Source organism: Wolbachia endosymbiont (group A) of Gastracanthus pulcherrimus (assembly GCF_964028265.1).
GTDB classification, from domain to species: domain Bacteria; phylum Pseudomonadota; class Alphaproteobacteria; order Rickettsiales; family Anaplasmataceae; genus Wolbachia; species Wolbachia pipientis.
This window is the reverse complement of the sequence record NZ_OZ034763.1, coordinates 269,834-287,352: the sequence shown is the minus strand read 5'-3', so window position 1 is coordinate 287,352 and position 17,519 is coordinate 269,834. Positions and strand designations below refer to the sequence as shown.

18 protein-coding genes are annotated in these 17,519 nt (G+C 35.0%); 16 read left to right on the top strand and 2 right to left on the bottom strand.

The window, feature by feature from the left end; genetic code table 11:
• Positions 1-151 precede the first annotated feature (151 nt).
• The 9 genes from ABWU47_RS01510 (at position 152) to ABWU47_RS01470 (ending at position 5,437) form a co-directional block, all read left to right on the top strand.
• On the top strand, positions 152-595 hold the full coding sequence (locus ABWU47_RS01510; RefSeq protein WP_077188398.1) for a PAS domain-containing protein: 444 nt from the start codon (positions 152-154) through the stop codon (positions 593-595).
• 98 nt (positions 596-693) lie between these two features.
• Positions 694-900: a 50S ribosomal protein L35 gene (rpmI, locus tag ABWU47_RS01505; protein ID WP_007548610.1), complete on the top strand. Its 207-nt coding sequence runs from the start codon at positions 694-696 to the stop codon at positions 898-900.
• A gap of 20 nt (positions 901-920) precedes the next feature.
• Complete coding sequence (rplT, locus tag ABWU47_RS01500) at positions 921-1,286, top strand: 50S ribosomal protein L20 (RefSeq protein WP_006279340.1); 366 nt, start codon at positions 921-923, stop codon at positions 1,284-1,286.
• Positions 1,287-1,298: 12 nt separating this feature from the next.
• Positions 1,299-2,198 carry a methionyl-tRNA formyltransferase gene (gene fmt, locus ABWU47_RS01495; RefSeq protein WP_077188399.1) on the top strand — a complete coding sequence of 300 codons (900 nt, stop codon included), beginning with the start codon at positions 1,299-1,301 and terminating at the stop codon, positions 2,196-2,198.
• Positions 2,199-2,338: 140 nt separating this feature from the next.
• The gene (locus ABWU47_RS07060) at positions 2,339-2,524 is read left to right on the top strand and encodes a hypothetical protein (RefSeq protein ID WP_410530069.1); all 186 of its coding nucleotides are present in this window, start codon (positions 2,339-2,341) and stop codon (positions 2,522-2,524) included.
• Positions 2,509-2,838, top strand: coding sequence for a transposase (locus ABWU47_RS01485; protein ID WP_007548762.1), 330 nt, complete (start codon positions 2,509-2,511; stop codon positions 2,836-2,838). The genes ABWU47_RS07060 and ABWU47_RS01485 overlap by 16 nt, the downstream gene beginning before the upstream one ends.
• Complete coding sequence (locus ABWU47_RS01480; protein WP_082246250.1) at positions 2,822-3,457, top strand: transposase; 636 nt, start codon at positions 2,822-2,824, stop codon at positions 3,455-3,457. Before ABWU47_RS01485 ends, ABWU47_RS01480 begins: the two co-directional genes overlap by 17 nt.
• A 190-nt stretch (positions 3,458-3,647) precedes the next feature.
• Positions 3,648-5,159 carry a bifunctional phosphoribosylaminoimidazolecarboxamide formyltransferase/IMP cyclohydrolase gene (purH, locus tag ABWU47_RS01475; protein ID WP_077188401.1) on the top strand — a complete coding sequence of 504 codons (1,512 nt, stop codon included), beginning with the start codon at positions 3,648-3,650 and terminating at the stop codon, positions 5,157-5,159.
• A gap of 5 nt (positions 5,160-5,164) precedes the next feature.
• Positions 5,165-5,437 carry a hypothetical protein gene (locus ABWU47_RS01470; protein WP_353285724.1) on the top strand — a complete coding sequence of 91 codons (273 nt, stop codon included), beginning with the start codon at positions 5,165-5,167 and terminating at the stop codon, positions 5,435-5,437.
• 55 nt (positions 5,438-5,492) lie between these two features.
• Here ABWU47_RS01470 and ABWU47_RS01465 read toward each other — a convergent pair whose 3' ends face one another.
• Positions 5,493-5,714: a hypothetical protein gene (locus tag ABWU47_RS01465; RefSeq protein ID WP_077188402.1), complete on the bottom strand. Its 222-nt coding sequence runs from the start codon at positions 5,712-5,714 to the stop codon at positions 5,493-5,495.
• Between the two features lie 125 nt (positions 5,715-5,839).
• Between ABWU47_RS01465 and tsaD the strand changes: the two genes are divergently transcribed.
• On the top strand, positions 5,840-6,847 hold the full coding sequence (gene tsaD / locus ABWU47_RS01460; protein ID WP_077188403.1) for a tRNA (adenosine(37)-N6)-threonylcarbamoyltransferase complex transferase subunit TsaD: 1,008 nt from the start codon (positions 5,840-5,842) through the stop codon (positions 6,845-6,847).
• Positions 6,848-7,096: 249 nt separating this feature from the next.
• Here the strand turns inward: tsaD and ABWU47_RS01455 are convergent.
• Positions 7,097-8,108 (bottom strand): IS630 family transposase gene (locus ABWU47_RS01455; protein WP_410530063.1). Its coding sequence is split into 2 segments (ribosomal slippage): positions 7,097-7,627 and positions 7,629-8,108, totalling 1,011 coding nucleotides; the frame shifts between segments, so codons are not numbered across the junction.
• A gap of 644 nt (positions 8,109-8,752) precedes the next feature.
• Here ABWU47_RS01455 and ABWU47_RS01450 point away from each other — a divergent pair.
• From ABWU47_RS01450 to ABWU47_RS01425, 6 genes are all read left to right on the top strand, one after another.
• A complete protein-coding gene (locus ABWU47_RS01450) occupies positions 8,753-9,274 on the top strand; it encodes a cytochrome b (protein ID WP_077188404.1) in 522 nt (173 codons plus the stop codon).
• A 5-nt stretch (positions 9,275-9,279) separates the two neighbouring features.
• Positions 9,280-10,308 carry an NAD(P)H-dependent flavin oxidoreductase gene (locus tag ABWU47_RS01445; RefSeq protein WP_077188405.1) on the top strand — a complete coding sequence of 343 codons (1,029 nt, stop codon included), beginning with the start codon at positions 9,280-9,282 and terminating at the stop codon, positions 10,306-10,308.
• Positions 10,309-10,431: 123 nt separating this feature from the next.
• Complete coding sequence (locus ABWU47_RS01440) at positions 10,432-11,832, top strand: hypothetical protein (protein ID WP_077188406.1); 1,401 nt, start codon at positions 10,432-10,434, stop codon at positions 11,830-11,832.
• A 94-nt stretch (positions 11,833-11,926) separates the two neighbouring features.
• Positions 11,927-12,301, top strand: a complete 375-nt coding sequence (locus ABWU47_RS01435) for a hypothetical protein (RefSeq protein ID WP_006279398.1) — start codon at positions 11,927-11,929, stop codon at positions 12,299-12,301.
• Between the two features lie 44 nt (positions 12,302-12,345).
• Positions 12,346-14,700 carry a type VI secretion protein gene (locus ABWU47_RS01430; RefSeq protein WP_077188410.1) on the top strand — a complete coding sequence of 785 codons (2,355 nt, stop codon included), beginning with the start codon at positions 12,346-12,348 and terminating at the stop codon, positions 14,698-14,700.
• Positions 14,681-17,491, top strand: coding sequence for a hypothetical protein (locus ABWU47_RS01425; RefSeq protein WP_353285723.1), 2,811 nt, complete (start codon positions 14,681-14,683; stop codon positions 17,489-17,491). The genes ABWU47_RS01430 and ABWU47_RS01425 overlap by 20 nt, the downstream gene beginning before the upstream one ends.
• Positions 17,492-17,519: the final 28 nt, after the last annotated feature.

Here is a 17,519-nt window from a genome sequence, read left to right as displayed (position 1 = left end):
TTATCTATAAATAATAAGTTGTAATGGAAATAAAATCAATACCACTCTCTAGATCTCAGAACTTCTAGTGACATGCACCTTGTGGTAAGAAAAAATCAATATATTCACGATAAATTTACCTCATATCTGTGTTTTATATGTGGAAATTGGAATGGAAATTTATGTAGGCAAAGAAAAAAGAATAGCAAATGTGGTGACTCAACACTGGAATGACATAAAAGGATCAGACAGAGATTGGCCAGAAAGGCATGAAATAGACACTGCAGAAATAATGGAATCATGGCAGCATTGTTTTGTCATTGAACTCAAGGATCAAGGTTATATTTGTGAAAATGCAGGAGAAAAGGCTGTTGAATTCTATGGTTTTGAGAAAAAGACGCGCATTGATAATAAGTATGCAATTGATGCACCATTTTTGCGACTATATAAAATAGATGCAGTTATTGATAAACTTGATACTGTAATAGAGAGTAAATGCCCGATCAATGAAGAGGAAGAAAGTGAAAGTGTTAAAATGAGGCAAGTATTGTTGCCACTTGGGAATAAAGAAGGTATAACACACATATTGGGCGTAATTACTTTTAAACTCCTTTAATATACAATTTTAATTTGATTCTTTAATAAAATTATTTATACTAATGCTTAATTACTATTAAAGAACTCAATAGTAGTGCTTGTAAATTTATTTGGAATATGAAGAAAATAAAATTAAAAACCAAATCTTCTGTGAAAAAGCGCTTTCACCTTACAGCTAAGGGTAAAGTTATTTCTACTCAGTCAGGCAAAAGGCATGGCATGGTAAAGAGAAGTAAATCTAATATTCGTAATCAGCGCGGTACAACGATTCTTGGTAAATCTGACTCGCGTATAGTTAAGCTTCATATGCCTTACGGTATTTAACAAAATGGAGGTAAAATAAAATGGCTCGGGTAAAACGTGGAGTCACTACTCACGCTCGTCATAAAAAAATATTGAAACTGGCAAAGGGTTATAGAGGGCGCGCAAAAAGTTGTTATAGAATTGCATTACAAAGAGTTGAAAAAGCACTGCAATATGCTTATAGAGACAGAAGAACCCGTAAACGTGATTTCCGTAGCTTATGGATAATACGTATTAATGCAGCAGCAAGAGAGCATGGGCTTACTTATGGTAGGTTTATGCATGGTCTTACACTTGCCGGCATTGATTTAAATAGAAAAATTCTTGCTGAGATGGCAGTTAATTATAAGGATGATTTTGCCAAATTAGTAGAAACTGTAAGTGGTAAATTAGCGGAGAATTCTTAAAGCAAAAACACCATGAGAATTATTTTCATGGGATCACCAGGATTTGCTGTTAATTCTCTGAGCTTGTTACTGAAATCAAAGAGCGAAGTGGTGACAGTATACACCAAGGCTCCAAAACCTTCGGGGCGTGGACAGAAGCCAATGAAATCTCCAGTACATGTTATCGCTGAAGAAAGTAACATAGAGGTATGTACTCCTATCTCTCTAAAGTTCTCGGCAGAGCAAGAAAAATTTAGAAATTTCAAGCCAGACGTTGCAGTTGTAGCTGCGTATGGATTGATACTTCCAAGAGAAATTTTGAATATTCCTAAATATGGTTGTATTAATATTCATCCTTCATTACTACCGAGGTGGCGCGGTGCAGCTCCGATACAGCACACAATTTTAGCAGGAGATCAAGAAACCGGGGTTAGCATTATGCAACTGGATGAAGGATTAGATTCCGGCCCTATTTTAAAACAGGAAAAATTTCTTATCGAAAAGAACGATAATTACAAGACATTGCATGATAAATTATCTAAGCTAGGCAGTGATTTACTGCTGAAAGTGCTAAACGAAATTGAAAAACAGCTTCCCTTAAAACAGAACGATAACGATGCATGTTACGCTGACAAAGTGGAAGACTATAAAATTTATGCAAGTGATGCCTGTGAAGTTGCTTATAGAAAAGTTAAAGCGTTTTACCCAAAAGCATTCATCAAGATAGAGAATAAACGTATCAGGATACTTGATGCTGATTTTGAAGCTCTCGCTTCAGAACAAGGTAAGATTGTTAACGATAATATGCACATAAGTTTAAAAGGTGGCACTTTAATTCCTAAAGTTGTACAAATGGAAGGGAGAAATCCTTGTAGTATTGAAGATTTTATTCGTGGCTTGAAATCAAGCATGGTAAAAAAATTTATAGAATAGACTGCTTTGAAGGGAGGGTTAGGAGGGCTAAAGCAACTTCTACAATTTGGTATTCCGCTGCTTGTTAGCGGAATCTACAACAAGATACCGCGTTTTGGTGTACGAACATTGCAATTTGCAGGTAATTTGAGTAGTAGATGGTGTCATTCCAGTCTGGAATCCAGTTTCTATTGTACAGCCACCTGGTGTGCTCATTTAAAGTGAAGTTTTCTGGATCCCAGTGGGCTTTGTTGCATCGCTCAAGTGAAAAGAACTGGCAGTTACTGACAAAATTCATTATAAATAGCGGTTTAACTGTTGAAGAAAAAATATGCCACAAAAAATGAGGGTCAGTAACCATAGCGAATATAACAAATTTCTAGAAAAAAGAGGAAATATTTTTCATTATATCAACGAAGCCATAGAAAAGTGGTACGAGAATGGTCCAAAAATACCAGGTGGCAACAATATTTATAGCGATAAAGTTGTAATTTTGGTGCACATAATAACTTGTTTATTTAGAATAGGCCTGAGGCAAACAGTTGGGTTTATAGCAGGATACCTTGAGCAAATTGGGAAAAATTTGCAAGTTATCAGCTATTCACAATCATCAAGAAGGTTTAAGAAACTCAATATTAAGATCAATGATTGCAGAAAATAATATGGAAGATATCGAAATTGCTATAGACAGTACAGGAATTAGTATATACAACAACACTCCTGGTCATAGCAAAGAAAATAGCGAAGATAGAAAGTATCGCAGCTATGAACAGACAAGAAAATTGCATGTAATGTTGAATACAAACAGCAAAAAAGCCATAGCTGTAAAATACAGTAACGGTGTCTACTCTGATCACTATGGAGCTTGTGATTTGCTAAAAGAAGTCGATTTTCAGTATGTCATAAAAGTACTATATGCAGATAGGGCATATGACAGAGAAAAGCTCTATAAGCTGTGTAATCAATATGGTATAAAAACGAAAATTCCTCCGAAAAACAACGCAGCAGAGCATCCAAAATTGGATTATATGCTTGATAGAAATGCCGCTATTCAGTTAATGAAATTACATGGTGAGAATGGTATAAAAAGATGGAAAGAAGAAGTAAATTACGGAAAAAGATCGTATATTGAAGGATTTTTCTCAAGGTTGAAGCGAATATTTGGGTTTAGTTTTAGGAGCAAATCTGAAATTAATCGTGAGAAGGAACTGCTACTCAAGTGTTATTTGCTTAACAAATTTACTGAAATAGGCATGGCTAAGTTTGAGATAGCTTCATGAATTTATTGTACGTTACCTACTATCCGAAGAGCGATGCAACAAAGCCATCCCAGACTGGGTGACATCTTTCTTGGTCTCTTGTATCACAATGTTCGTACAGTTGTGGATACCGCGGCGGTATGACGTAGTAGCTATATATAGACAAATTTTCTTTTCTTAGATATAATCTTAAAAAACTTTCCATATAAAAATGAAAATAAAAAGAGCTTTAATATCAGTATACGATAAAACGAATATAATTGATCTTGCATCGTTTTTAACGCAGCAACAAATAGAAATTCTTTCAACGGGCAATACTTATAAAGCACTATCTGATGCCGGAATAAAAACGCAAGAAGTATCAGATTATACGCAATTTCCAGAGATACTGGGTGGTAGAGTAAAAACTTTACACCCTAAAATTCATGGAGGAATACTTTATGATCGAGAAAAGCACAAAAAGGAAGTGCAAGATCTAGAAATTGAGCCAATAGACCTGCTTATAACTAACCTATACCCATTTTGGGAGACAGTAAGTAGCAGCTCAAATGAAGAGCAAATTATAGAACAAATTGATATCGGCGGGGTGGCATTAATTAGAGCTGCAGCAAAAAACTTTCGTTTTACTTCAGTTATTTCTAGCATTCAAGACTACGAAGCACTAAAAGCTGAGATGATAAAAAATAACAATGAAACAACATTGGAATATAGAAAACACTTAGCAACCAAAGCATTTGCTCTCACTGCACACTACGATTCTAATATTCACAGTTGGTTTTTATCCCAGAGTAAAAATAATGAGTTACCAGAGTTTTTTGCTCTATACGGGCATAAAGTACAAGAACTCAGGTATGGTGAAAATCCCCATCAAAAAGCTGCATTTTATAGTAATCAATTTACAGAATATCCGTTGGAAAAACTACATGGAAAAGAGTTGAGTTATAATAATATAGTAGATATAGAGTCCGCACTTAACATAATTTCTGAGTTTAAAGAGCCTGCAGCAGTGATAATCAAGCATAATAACCCATGTGGCGCTGCTATTGGTAATAATGCTTTGGAGGCATATGAAAAAGCTCTATCGTGCGATGAAGTAAGCAGTTTTGGTGGTATAGTTGCCTTAAACCGGGAGATAGATTTAAAGCTAGCGGAAAAATTAAACGAGATATTTTTGGAAGTAGTGATAGCACCATCGGTAAACAATGAGGCACTAAAAATTTTACAAAGAAAGAAAAATTTAAGAGTGATTATTCATAAATCTTTTCAACAAAATGTGAAATACCAAACTAAAAATGTTATTGGTGGGTTTTTGGTGCAAGAAAATAATGACCACACAATAAAAGCAGAACAAGTAACAAAGTGCACTACAACAGAAAAAGAAAAGGAAGATCTTATTTTTGCCTGGAAAATATGTAAACATGTGAAATCCAACGCAATAGTTATAGCAAAAGATGGTTGTGCTATTGGCATCGGCGCAGGGCAAACAAGCAGAATAGATAGTGTGAACATTGCAGTGAAAAAAGCAGGTGAAAAATGTAAAGGTGCAGTGCTTGCTTCAGATGCATTTTTTCCATTCCCAGATAGCATAGTAGAAAGTGCAAAACATGGAATTACAGCTATAATTCAGCCCGGCGGCTCGCTGAAAGATCAAGATGTGATAAAAGCTGCAAATGAAAATAAAATTGCTATGTTTTTCACTGGCGTTCGCAGTTTTTTCCATTAGGCTTTGTGTCTTATCGTCATACCGCCGCGGTATCTCTAGATCCCGCTATTCAGTTAATGAAATTACATGGTGAGAATGGTATAAAAAGATGGAAAGAAGAAGTAAATTACGGAAAAAGATCGTATATTGAAGGATTTTTCTCAAGGTTGAAGCGAATATTTGGGTTTAGTTTTAGGAGCAAATCTGAAATTAATCGTGAGAAGGAACTGCTACTCAAGTGTTATTTGCTTAACAAATTTACTGAAATAGGCATGGCTAAGTTTGAGATAGCTTCATGAATTTATTGTACGTTACCTACTATCCGAAGAGCGATGCAACAAAGCCAGTGGGGTGTCATCCCAGTGCCCAGACACTGGGATCCAGGAATTTTATTAAGTTGGTAAGCATAAAAATAGCCATTTTATGTAAAAATACAACATTTTGATGATTATGAAAAAGCTGGATCCCAGTGTCAAGCACTGGGATAACATCATAGAGGCACTGGAATGACACCTTCCTAGTGGAAATTGCTCTCAAATCATAATGTTCGTACAGTTGTGGATTCATTCGCGGCATCTCATCAGCTAACAAGCAGCGGGATGACGGTTGTCGGTAAATCTTTTAGCTGTAGAAGTTAACTTTGCAGTTAACTTCTACAGCGTTTCAAGATATAGTTTTGATAATAAAGTGCTCGAATATACATGAAAACCATTTTAGCTGTTGAAACAAGCTGCGACGAAACTGCAGTAGCGATTGTAAATAGTGACAAGCAAGTCCTTGCTCACAAGATTCTTTCTCAAGTAGAACACAAAAAACGCGGTGGGGTGATTCCTGAGATAGCTTCACGTGCTCATATGGAACATTTAAGTGGCCTGATAAAAAGCGCTGTAAAAAAATCTAACCTTAACTTTTGTGACCTCAATGCAATTGCAGCAACATCAGGACCAGGACTCATAGGTGGATTAATAGTTGGTACAATGATGGCTAAAGCAATTGCACATGTGGCACAAAAACCGTTCATTGCAGTGAATCACTTAGAAGCGCATGCATTGGTTATTAGGTTACTGCATGAGGTAAAATTTCCATTTTTAGTCCTACTAATATCAGGTGGTCACTGTCAATTTTTAATTGCACAGGATGTAGGTAAATACATTAAACTTGGAGAAACGCTCGATGATTCACTAGGAGAAGCATTTGATAAAGTTGCTAAGATGCTGGGTTTAAGCTATCCCGGAGGGCCATTAATTGAAAAGTTAGCTAAAAAAGGCAATGGTGCAAGATTTAAATTGCCAAGGGCAATGATAAAACGTTCTGGATGTAACTTTTCGTTTTCTGGAATTAAAACAGCAGTAAAAAACTTAGTGCAAGAACTTAAAATGAGCGAGCAAGATGTGTGTGATGTATGTGCTTCGTTTCAAGAGTGTATTAGTAACATACTGCTGGACAGGGTTAGTAATGCGATTATTATGGCCGAATCTTTAAATATCAAAATCAATGACTTTGTGATTACCGGTGGAGTTGCAGCAAATAATTTCTTGAGAGAAAAATTAAAACAACACATAAACTTAAACATATTTTTTCCTCCCAACAACCTATGTACAGATAATGCAATAATGGTTGGATGGGCAGGAATTGAAATGTTACAGAAAAGCTATATAGATTCTCTCAATTTTGCACCAAGACCTAAGTGGGAGTTAGAGAGTTATTAAAAGCTCTCAATTCTGAATTATAGCTAAAGTGACTTAGGTTCTCTAATTGCACATAAGTCAACAATAATTTTCACACAAATCAAAACAGCATATCTTCTCCATAATCCTTGGTAATTTTACATAAGTTAAAAGTAGCATATGGTTCTCTCCGCGGTCTGAGATGACAATAAATTTGTCAAGCCGCATTATACTTGTTAGGCGGAAGTGGACGGCAACATATTTACCACGAAGTCTAACTAATACCAATTCTCATTGTTGTCCAGTCAAATAGGAAACATTGCAGAGTTGTTTAGTTGTGGAGCTGGCAAGAGAAGTAATAAATTTGCACAAAGCACCCTCAAGTAGAGCAATTGTATCGTATATTTTATTGCGCAAAATGTTCTGTTTTATATATAACCAAAGCCTCTCAACAGGATTTAGCTCAGGTGAGTATGGAGGTAGGTATATAATGTCGATATTTTTAGGTACCTTTAAATTTTTTGACCTATGCCAACTAGCACAGTCCATAACGAGAAAAGCCTCTCGTGTTTCTAGATATTGCGAAATTTGCTCAAGAAATATGTTCATGCAATCAGTGTTGACATTTGGTGCAAATAAGCTAGAACTCTCTCCATTTCTAGGATTAACTGCACTATAGAGATAGAAATTTTGCCTACCTAATTTTGTTTTAACCTGTGTTCTAATCCCCTTTTTAAACCACCCATGTCCAACTTTTGAATGTGTGCCAAACCGTGATTCATCAAAGAAAAATAGCTCTTTTTCTGGATACTTGCTAATAGCTCAATTGAGATTTTTTTTTGAATTCCTCTTGTTTGCTTTTATCTTGTCCATTATGAACTGGTCTTGGTGTAATATATGAGAATTTCATCTTTTGCATATGGCGGTGTACTGTAGATTTGCTGATATTTAATCCGAACTTTTCCTGGATTCTTATTCTCATTTCTTTAATGGTGATATTAGGATTTTCTTCTATCCACTCTTCAATTTGCTGTAGTTGAGCCTGATTTAATTTAGTTTTTCTACGACGTTGTGAAGGAGCAAACAGTTTTTCTTCTCTGCCAATTTTCAAGAGTTTTACCCACGAAGTTAGTGCGCTTCTTGAAATGCAATATATTTTTGCTACAGCCGTTATACTGTACTTTTTTGCTGCAATTACAGCATTTAGTTTTTTTGAAACATATGCATTATTCCTTACTTTCTTCAGCATTTCTTTTGCTGATTCTACTACTTTTTCATCCAATAATTTTGATCTTAATGCCATTTAAACCTCGCTATTTTACTTACTTCAGTATGGCTTTTCTTCCATCATTGTCCATCTGTTTGCCCTGTAATGGGAATTGGTATTACTTACATTATACTTTCAAGTATGGCGTTTTTTTATTCTAAACGCTTAATAACCGCGATTTAGCTGCTTTTTAATGCAACTAACCTTTAGTCATAAATGTTTAAGAAATTTACTAAACAGAAAAAAAGGCAAAAGAAACCCTAGGGTAGCTAATTATTCACTATCCATTTTTTAAGTTGGCGTTTTTTGATGTTTTAAATGCTTTATAAGCGTATTTCAGCTTGTATAGGTAAAAACCTAGAAATTTGATAAAGACATAGAGTGCACATAGTGCAAAAAATTAAACATGAGACGCCAGATACGTTGAGTTTTTTTGTCATTTAATCTGTACAGAGAAGATAAATAAATAGCTTCAGTTTCATGATAAGGGGGCTGGCGAAGGGTGTCAAGTAAGTTTTGCATTTGATCCGTTTCTATGACTTAGATGCCAGTGCCTGCTACTTGACTCTCGGCTGGGTCGAATTTGTATAGCTACATTGTCGGTAAATCTAAATTGCTTTAATAATTTTGATTGAAAAATAGTTTTTCTATTATATAAATGCTACTTTAGGGTAATCAAAATGGAAGACGATAAATATAGCCTAGGTTTAAGAGTTATCCATTGGTTGATGGCTGTTTTTATTATCGGTATGCTTTGCTCTGGACTTTATATGAAAAGCTTACCACTTAGCAATGAAATTAAGTTCAACATATACGCTATTCATAAGGCTTGCGGTATCACTATTCTTGGATTAATCATAGTACGCATATTTTTTCGCGTCTTTACTTATGTTCCACCACTTCCAGCAAATTTTTCTCGGTTTGTAATCAATACAAGTAAAGCAGTGCACTTTGGTTTATATTCTTTAATGGTGCTAATGCCACTATCTGGCTATGTCATGTCTTCTGCTTCTGGCAAACAGATCAAATATTTTTTCCATATCCCTTTGTTGATTAATCAAAACAAAGATCTAGCTAACACGGCTAACGAGCTACATTCGATGCTTGCATATTTTATGGTACTCTTTATAATCTTACATATACTTGGCGCCTTAAAGCACACATTTATAGATAAGCAAAACATTTTTAAACGCATGATATAGGTTATATGTTAAGTAGCCTCTGGAAAAAAGGAACAGATTTTCTTGGCAGTGAGTTTGCGATAATGGGTGGTGCTATGAGCTGGGTTTCAGAGAGAAACTTGGTTTCAGCAATCTCAAACGCTGGTGGTTTTGGTGTGATTGCATGTGGTGCAATGTTCCCAGACTTACTGGAAAAAGAAATCATAGAGACACAAAAATTAACTAACAAGCCATTTGGTGTAAACCTAATTACTATGCACCCAAAGTTGAGTGAGTTGATAGATGTGTGTATTGAAACGAAAGTGAGCCATATAGTGCTTGCCGGTGGACTGCCAACAAAGCCTAATATAGAAAAAATCAAGGGTGCAGGCATTAAAGTTATGTGCTTTGCACCAGCATTAAGCCTTGCGAAAAGGTTAGTAAAAATGGGAGTAGATGCATTGATAATAGAAGGAATGGAAGCAGGTGGGCATATAGGTCCAGTTAGCACTTCTGTTCTTGCACAAGAGATATTGCCTCATTTTAAAAATGAACAAATACCAGTGTTTGTTGCAGGTGGAATAGGAAGAGGTGAAATGATAGTTAATTACCTGGAAATGGGAGCAAGTGGCTGTCAAATAGGTACATTATTTGTCTGCACTAATGAGTCAATTGCCCACAAAAATTTTAAGGAAGTGTTTATTAAATCGGCCGCACGTAATGCAATACCTTCTGTACAGATAAGTGCTGATTTTCCTGTAATTCCTGTAAGAGCTATAGCCAACAAAGCAAGCGATGACTTCATGAAGCGTCAAAAAGAAGTTATTGATGAATACCAAAAGGGACAGATCTCAAAAGAAGATGGGCAGCTTGAAATAGAAAAGTTCTGGGCTGGAGCTTTAAGAAGGGCAGTGATTGAAGGAGATGTTGAAACAGGATCTTTAATGGCCGGCCAAAGTGTTGGCATGGTTGATAGGGAAAAGCCTGTAAAAGAAGTAGTGGATATGTTAGTTCAACAAGCAAAGAATCATATTAATAGCAAATCTGTAGAAGTAGAAAGCCCAGAAAGCAAATAGTTAAGCGACCTTCCAATAAGCAAGTTGCCGCAATTATTTATAATATGGCATAATTGCCCAGTTTTAATGTAAAATTAACGCTAAAGAGGTATCTATACATTTTATTATGTATGGAGGAATGTTATGCACAGTCCCTTTAAAAAACCTAAGAGTAAGGAAGGAGATATTAACCAACAATTGAGCAACACTATATACAAAAAGGTAACAGCAGAAAATTATCAAGAAAATCAAGATGAGACTTCCAAAGAATGCAAAAGGTTGTTCAAGCAGGTAGCTAGTCCTAAAACATTGGCTGAATTGGAAAAAATACTGAGAGAACGACAAAATGAGCAGGCTATTGCAAAACACTTAGAGTCATCCAAGCAAGGAACTAGTCCTGAAGCATTAGCTGAGTTAGAAAAATCAGTGGGGAAAAAAAGAGAACATTATAATAATTATATCCAACACTTTCTTCCAGCGTTGAAAGCAGAAATAACAGAGTCAAAAAAACTAGACTCAAAAAAAAAGGCAGCAATAGTACAAACAATTTTGGATATTACTAACAGGAGCAGCAGTGTAAGCTCAATACCAAATGCTGTTGAAGAAAATATTGAAGATCAAATGCAGCTAAAACATATTGAAGAGCAAAACAACACACAAGAAACACCCTTGAATGTAGCTGAGAAAAAAAGTGGTGATAATAAAATACTTAGTAATTCAGATGTTACAGAGGAAGTGTTTGAAAAATATAGCAAGGTTGTGAAAGAAATAGAGGAGAAGCAAACTTCTAAACTCAGTAGTGGCAATGACTCAGATAGTGGAATAGACTCACCTGGACTGAGTGAAAAAAATTCGATATCACCAATAAATAGTAGAAAAAACAGTTTAACATCAATAGCAAGCACTTCATCTGAGGAAAGTTTAAACTCAACATTGAGCTCTGTTGAAGGAGATAATGGCTTACAACCAGAGGATGAAGGAGAGACAAAATTAGCACAACTAACTAAAACAAGGTCCAAAGGGCCAAGTGGACGAAGATCTCCTTCTAAATATAATAAAAAGATTGAAGATCAAGTTGAGAAAGAGTCACCACAGGTGTCATCCCAGTGCGTGACACTGGGATCCAGAGAAAAAGAAAGTATGGATACAAATAGTCAAACTACTCAGATGACAGGCAGCCAGGCAAAAGATTCAATGCAACCCGAAGAAAAAAGGGACAGAAAAAACGCCATTACAATCGTGCAGAAATTTCCTTTGAATAAGAAAAAGGGTGAAGATACTCCACTTGAAAAACAACCCAATAACAGAAATCTTCACGTTGCATTTGTAGCAGGTTGTGCTCTCTCCACAATAGGGTGCATTGTTGCAGGAGCAATGACATCAGGATTGATAGGAGCAGGACTACTTGCTATGGTTGCAGTGCTTGCTATAGCAGCAGTAGCTGAATTGCATTCAAACTTCCTATCAAGTAAATTAACATCCATTAATGTGAGTCCTCTTGTTGATGATAAGAGCTTACAGCATGTTCGCAGCGGTAAAAATTAAATATGTGTTACTTGTAGTGGATAAGTGAATTCAGTTCTTGCCTATTGATATAAAAGTTGTTATATCTGAGGAATGTTTAAAAGGTGTTTAGTTGATGCGCATTCAATTGAATAAAGTTTTGGTTTTTATAGCCTTATTAAGTTTCATTTTTGCATCATATTCTAGCGAAGCAAGTTCGGCGAGTGATGAATTAAAGGGTATACAAGAAACGGTAAAAAATTTTATTTCTTCATTTTCAGTTAAAGATACTGTAGAAAATATGAGTCCTTCAACAATCATAGGGTTGTGTATAGCTGCAGTGATACTTGCAGTAGTGTTCAGAGGTCTAATCTTTTTTATGATAATGTTTGGTGTACTGGTCCTGGTGTTCGGTAGTACAGAAAAGGCAACAGACTACTTAAAAGAAAAATTTAACTTTGCAAAAGATATAAAATTACAATCCGATAGCGAAAAAAAAGATAAAAATTAAGATAGTATTTTTATCTTTTTTAATTATCTTTATTGAATACGCATATGCAGTTAAAAGTACCAACAGTTAACTCTAAGCTTAAAAAAAAGAACAACTTAGCATTACTAGAAAGCATTGATTTAGATTTTGTTCCTTATGCTTGTCATTACGATGAAGAAACCATACTAACAAAACAGGGAGAATTGTTAAAAATAATCAAGTTAGAAGATTATTCTTCTGTTGATAACTACAGCGACCTCAGAACTGAAATTAGAAAAAGCATATCAAAAAATATTAATAGCCTGTATTTTACCGTTTGGATTCATACCGTTAGAAAGCGCAATAAACTGAGCTTGAAATGGAATAAAACTGAAGACTTCTCTGACAACCTACATTCAACGTGGTTTAATAAACTAACTGATAGTAAATTACAGTATATAAATGAACTATACATTGTAATATTGTTTAGCGATTTTGGCAAGCATACTAATAATTCGTTTTTTTTCAATAGAATAAAGAATAAGCATAAGTTGTCTTTACAAGAAAGCCATCAGGAGTTGCAAAAGATAACTGACGTAATTCAAAATGATTTAGGACCTTTTGGAGCTAAAAAACTGAGTCTAAGGTTTAGTGAAGGTAAAATATATTCTGAAATGATAGAATTTCTCCACTATATTGTTACATTAACGCACAAAGATTATCCAATACATGAAAGGGACCTGTCGCAATATATTAGAAATTTTAAAATAGCTTTTGGTTTCAATACGTTTCAAACAATATTTGAAAATCAACAGAAATTTGGCTCTATTTTCAGCATAAAAGAATACCGGGAAATCTCTTTAGGTAATATAGATAGATGCTTGCAGCTTGAATCTGAATTTATCATTACAGAAATAATGATATTTACTAGTAATAACAAAGCAATAAAAGAATTTAAAAAACAAATCAACATGCTGCAAATTAGTGAGGATAATACCTTACTTAAAAGCTCAGGAATTGAAGAAATAATAGAGCTTGAAAAGACCTCTAGTATAGACTTCTGCCAACAGAAAATTATTTTTACAATATTTGCAGATGATAGGAATAAGTTAGCTGAAAGTATTAGTGATTTATCTTCTATAATGTCATTAGTTGGCTTCATGATGTTTAGAACTGATTTACATATGGAAAGTCATTTTTGGGCACAACTTCCAGGCAATTTTGCTTTTATTACGCAACCGAAAAATATCTTAACAAAATACGCTTGCAGCTTTGCTATGCTGCACGATTTTACGTCAGGTACATTAAAAGGAAGAAGGTGGAAAGAAGCGGTAATGATTTTTTTCTCAAAAAAAGGAAATCCTTACTTCTTTAATTTTCATGGAAAAAGAAATAATGGCCATACTACGATACTCGGAGCTCCAAATTCAGGCAGAACTTCACTCATTAATTTTCTATTATCAGAATCAAGAAAGTTTAACCCAAGAATTGTCATATTGGATAACACTGGAAAATCAATAATTTTTACTAAAGCAGTGAGTGGTAAATATTACATAATCGATCCAAAATATAAGGACAAAAGCCTAAAATTTAATCCACTAAACATTGAAGATAGTGCTTCCAATCGCAATATGTTGGTTGAACTGATCAGAAGAATGGTAGCCGATACGAGCTTGGTGGACGTAGAAGAAAAGATAAGAAAAATTGTGGATTCTATATTTGCTATACCCAAGGAATCACGTTCTATTTCACAAATTTCTGAGGTGCTCTTGCTCCTTGGGGGTAAGATAAGTAGATGGTGTGACGATGGTGACTTTGCTTACTTATTTCAAGATGGTAATGAATCAGATATTGACTGGGAAACAAAAATTATATCTCTCAACACCGCAAACCTTACAAAACAAAAGGAATGTATGTCCGTGATACTTTACTATTTTTTATATTCTTTTGAGGCAAAATGTGATGGCTCGCCTGCAATACTTGTTTTGGATGAAGCATGGGAGATAAGTAATATTTTTCCTACAGAGAAAGAGTTTGATAACTGGATGCAAAGAATGACGGAACTAAATGTTGTAGTAATCCTAAGTACTGAAAATTTAAATCTCGCATTTGCTAGCAAATTTACTCAATATTTAGATAAACATGTTGATACAAGAATCTTGATGCCGAACGTCAATGCAAATAGATTATACATGAAAGCATTTTCTTTATCAAAAGAGGAGCTGAATATAATTCTGCAGACGCCAACGCAGGAAGGTTTATTTTTGATAAAACAGTATAAAGGATTAGTAACTTTAAATTTAGATTTAAAGAATATGCAAGAAATACATGTACTTTCAGCTAACAAAGAGACGATAAAGTATATGTACGAGGCAATAAAGGAAAAAGGAGAAGAAGTTAATGAGTGGTTACCGGTATTTTATGAGAAGTGTAAGGCTTAATTTCTTATTGATATTTTTTTTGATACTTGGTCTTTCGTATCAAGGATATGCTGATTGTCCAACATTTGTAGAAAGTAATACTTGGTTGGAAGCAATAGTTGGTGGAGATTGGGTAAAGGAAATTAAGGTGCAAGCAATAAAAGATCAAGGAGTTGATGGTTACTTTAATCCCAAAATTAGAGTATGTGCTTATGATGGACAAAGTTATTGTTATGACTTACAAAGTGGGGAATCCTGCCGCAAGATATATGGAACGCAAGGTACAGGAGCTGGAGTTTCTGCTGCAGCTTTTATTGATTGGGAAGGGGATAAAACAAAAGCTGGAGGAGAAATTGCTCGGGGTCTTAAATGGGAATGGGCAAACGGTGTTACTGATGAGGAAAAAAGAAGATTCGCTAACTCTCCTAAAATATGTGCTTGCAGTCAAAAAGGGGCTTGTATGTCAGGAACTTCTTCATGGGGTTCTAGAGTATTTTCGGATGAGAATATTTTTCGTCCTGGGGAGATGGAAAAAGTCTGTGATACCTGCTACCAAACGGCAGTAAAATGTGCTCCCGTGCCACTTGCACCTAGTCCCCCTCCATTTTGCGAGCAACTTGCAATTTCACCTCCACAAGTTAGAATTGTTCCTATAACAGATAAAGACAATGATTACTTTAATCCTAAGGTTAAGGTAATCATTGGTGATCTGAAAGGAAGAGACGGAGAGATTGGAGAAAAATTAGATTTCCCTAAAGGGTATGGAGAAAATAAAGCTGAGTGGCGCTCTATTTTAGACAAAGATGGCATCACGTACTACTTCAAAACCTATAGAAAAAAGGGCCAGCTCTGTGCTGAATACCTTGGAACTCAAAGTATAAATGAACAAAATCCACAGTTCGTCCGCTGTTTTCCTGCACCACCTGCTCCAGAACCTGAGATAGTGGAGATAGTAAATAAAAATACATTGAAAGTAGAAATGAAGATGAGTGAGAGCACTTGTGCTAAAGCACATGGAACCTATAGTAATGGTTCCTGTACTTTTAATGTTAATACTGACCTCAACCATCCTATAAACATTGGCCCCCTATCTTTAAAAGTAGTAAAACCAGCAATAGTAGCAAAAACAACTGATAGTAATATTGATAATATTATAGAAGGTATATTAGAAAGTAATCCGCAACAATTTAAAGTTCTGAAAGAATATGGCTATGTTCCTGATGTGCAAATTAAATGTTCTAAAGGCGGAAGTTTTTATAGTTTTAATGATTTTGAGAAAAAGTTAAAAGACAAATCTATTCAATGTGAATTTAATAACTCTGGGCAGCCGGAAATAGAAGTAAAGTATAAAGGAAATTCTAACAGTAAAATGCTTTGTCTTTCTGGATGGCAGCCAGAACCAGAGGAGTTTGTTCTTAAAAGAGAAAATAAAATAATACCACTAAAATTAATGGGAACAAGATATACTAAATACAATGCTGTTTACTCCAAGGAATCAAATCAGTTCTATTATCTTCCAAGCAAGGAAATAGTTTACCCTTTGAAAGAAACTCAAGAGAGGTTGGATAAAATAATATTTAATAAGCAAGAGTATGTTTTCTTCCCTGATGAAAATGAGCAGAAGAAGGGAGAATGCAGTTACTGTGTAAAAAGAAATGATGAGATAGACGATACATTTAAATCTAGTAAAGGACTGAAAGTAGTATACAAATTGACGGATGTAGAGCATAGAGAAAAATGTAATCAAGGTGATGATGGTTGTATCTGCTTTACTGGAACATGCAGCCGTTCAACACGATATGTAGACAAAGAAAACACTCAACCTTTTTATACAAAGATTTCACAAAATACAAATGGCGTTGTCACACAACAAGAAGCACCAATTAAAGCAAACAGAACGGAGGTCTTTTACGCTGATAAATTGTGTAGGTTCGATTTAGAAGGTCTCAAAAAGAAATTAAAAGAAAAATTAAAAGAGATAATCAAGGAACATCTGAAAAATAAGAAACCAGATCTTGAAAAAAATAATGAAAAATCCTATGATCATAAAAATAAAGATGTTTATACAGATGACTTATCAATAAAATTTGATCGTATTAAAATAGAAGCGTGGGGAAGTGGTGAAGCAGGTCATATACAAGGTAGTGGCTGTGACAATCAAAAATGCCATTCTACTGAAAGCAGAGTAGGGATGCCAGGAGATTATATTAAAGCTAAACTGAAAATCGATCCTAATTATCCTATAATTAAGGTGCAAGTCACAGAGGGAGGGGGTAACCAGGAAAGTAACCTCTCAGATAAGGACGGGGGACCTGTTTTCATAGAAATGTGCAATTCGCAGAAGCAACATTGCCAGCAACTGATTACTGTTGCAGGTGGAGGTGAGTATAGAACATACGGTGGTAAGGGTTATGAGGAAACAGTAATTCATAAGCAAGATTTAAAGCTAGAGGAGAAAATTGTAAAGGCAGATAAACTGGAGTCTACACAAGACAATCAAATAGCATATATAGAAAATGGTGAAATCAAGTATGAAACAGTAGAGTGTGGAAGTGGTTTGAGAAGCAGTAGATCTGGTGCAGGTGGCTGCATTAATAAAAGCAAAGGAATTTATGGTAAAGGCTCTCCAGGGTATGTGAAGATTAGACCTATTATAAAGGAATTTGACGAAGAAGAAATAAATGCTGCTATTAAAAAAGTAATAGAGGATCTATACGATCTTGAAACTATGACTGATTTTTGGGTAGGGGATCTTAACGTGAATATAAGTGGGATAATTAAAGAGGAACTCAAAAAAGAATTGTTAAGGTAAAAAGATATAACTCTGAAAATTATGCTCT

What these genes read in the sequence shown, in the direction of transcription:
- ABWU47_RS01510 (WP_077188398.1), top strand. Translation starts at nt 152, where the DNA reads ATGGAAATTTATGTAGGCAAAGAAAAAAGAATAGCAAATGTGGTGACT.
- rpmI (WP_007548610.1), top strand. Translation starts at nt 694, where the DNA reads ATGAAGAAAATAAAATTAAAAACCAAATCTTCTGTGAAAAAGCGCTTT.
- rplT (WP_006279340.1), top strand. Translation starts at nt 921, where the DNA reads ATGGCTCGGGTAAAACGTGGAGTCACTACTCACGCTCGTCATAAAAAA.
- fmt (WP_077188399.1), top strand. Translation starts at nt 1,299, where the DNA reads ATGAGAATTATTTTCATGGGATCACCAGGATTTGCTGTTAATTCTCTG.
- ABWU47_RS01485 (WP_007548762.1), top strand. Translation starts at nt 2,509, where the DNA reads ATGCCACAAAAAATGAGGGTCAGTAACCATAGCGAATATAACAAATTT.
- ABWU47_RS01480 (WP_082246250.1), top strand. Translation starts at nt 2,822, where the DNA reads ATGATTGCAGAAAATAATATGGAAGATATCGAAATTGCTATAGACAGT.
- purH (WP_077188401.1), top strand. Translation starts at nt 3,648, where the DNA reads ATGAAAATAAAAAGAGCTTTAATATCAGTATACGATAAAACGAATATA.
- ABWU47_RS01465 (WP_077188402.1), bottom strand. Translation starts at nt 5,714, where the DNA reads ATGCCGCGAATGAATCCACAACTGTACGAACATTATGATTTGAGAGCA.
- tsaD (WP_077188403.1), top strand. Translation starts at nt 5,840, where the DNA reads ATGAAAACCATTTTAGCTGTTGAAACAAGCTGCGACGAAACTGCAGTA.
- ABWU47_RS01450 (WP_077188404.1), top strand. Translation starts at nt 8,753, where the DNA reads ATGGAAGACGATAAATATAGCCTAGGTTTAAGAGTTATCCATTGGTTG.
- ABWU47_RS01445 (WP_077188405.1), top strand. Translation starts at nt 9,280, where the DNA reads ATGTTAAGTAGCCTCTGGAAAAAAGGAACAGATTTTCTTGGCAGTGAG.
- ABWU47_RS01440 (WP_077188406.1), top strand. Translation starts at nt 10,432, where the DNA reads ATGCACAGTCCCTTTAAAAAACCTAAGAGTAAGGAAGGAGATATTAAC.
- ABWU47_RS01435 (WP_006279398.1), top strand. Translation starts at nt 11,927, where the DNA reads ATGCGCATTCAATTGAATAAAGTTTTGGTTTTTATAGCCTTATTAAGT.
- ABWU47_RS01430 (WP_077188410.1), top strand. Translation starts at nt 12,346, where the DNA reads ATGCAGTTAAAAGTACCAACAGTTAACTCTAAGCTTAAAAAAAAGAAC.
- ABWU47_RS01425 (WP_353285723.1), top strand. Translation starts at nt 14,681, where the DNA reads ATGAGAAGTGTAAGGCTTAATTTCTTATTGATATTTTTTTTGATACTT.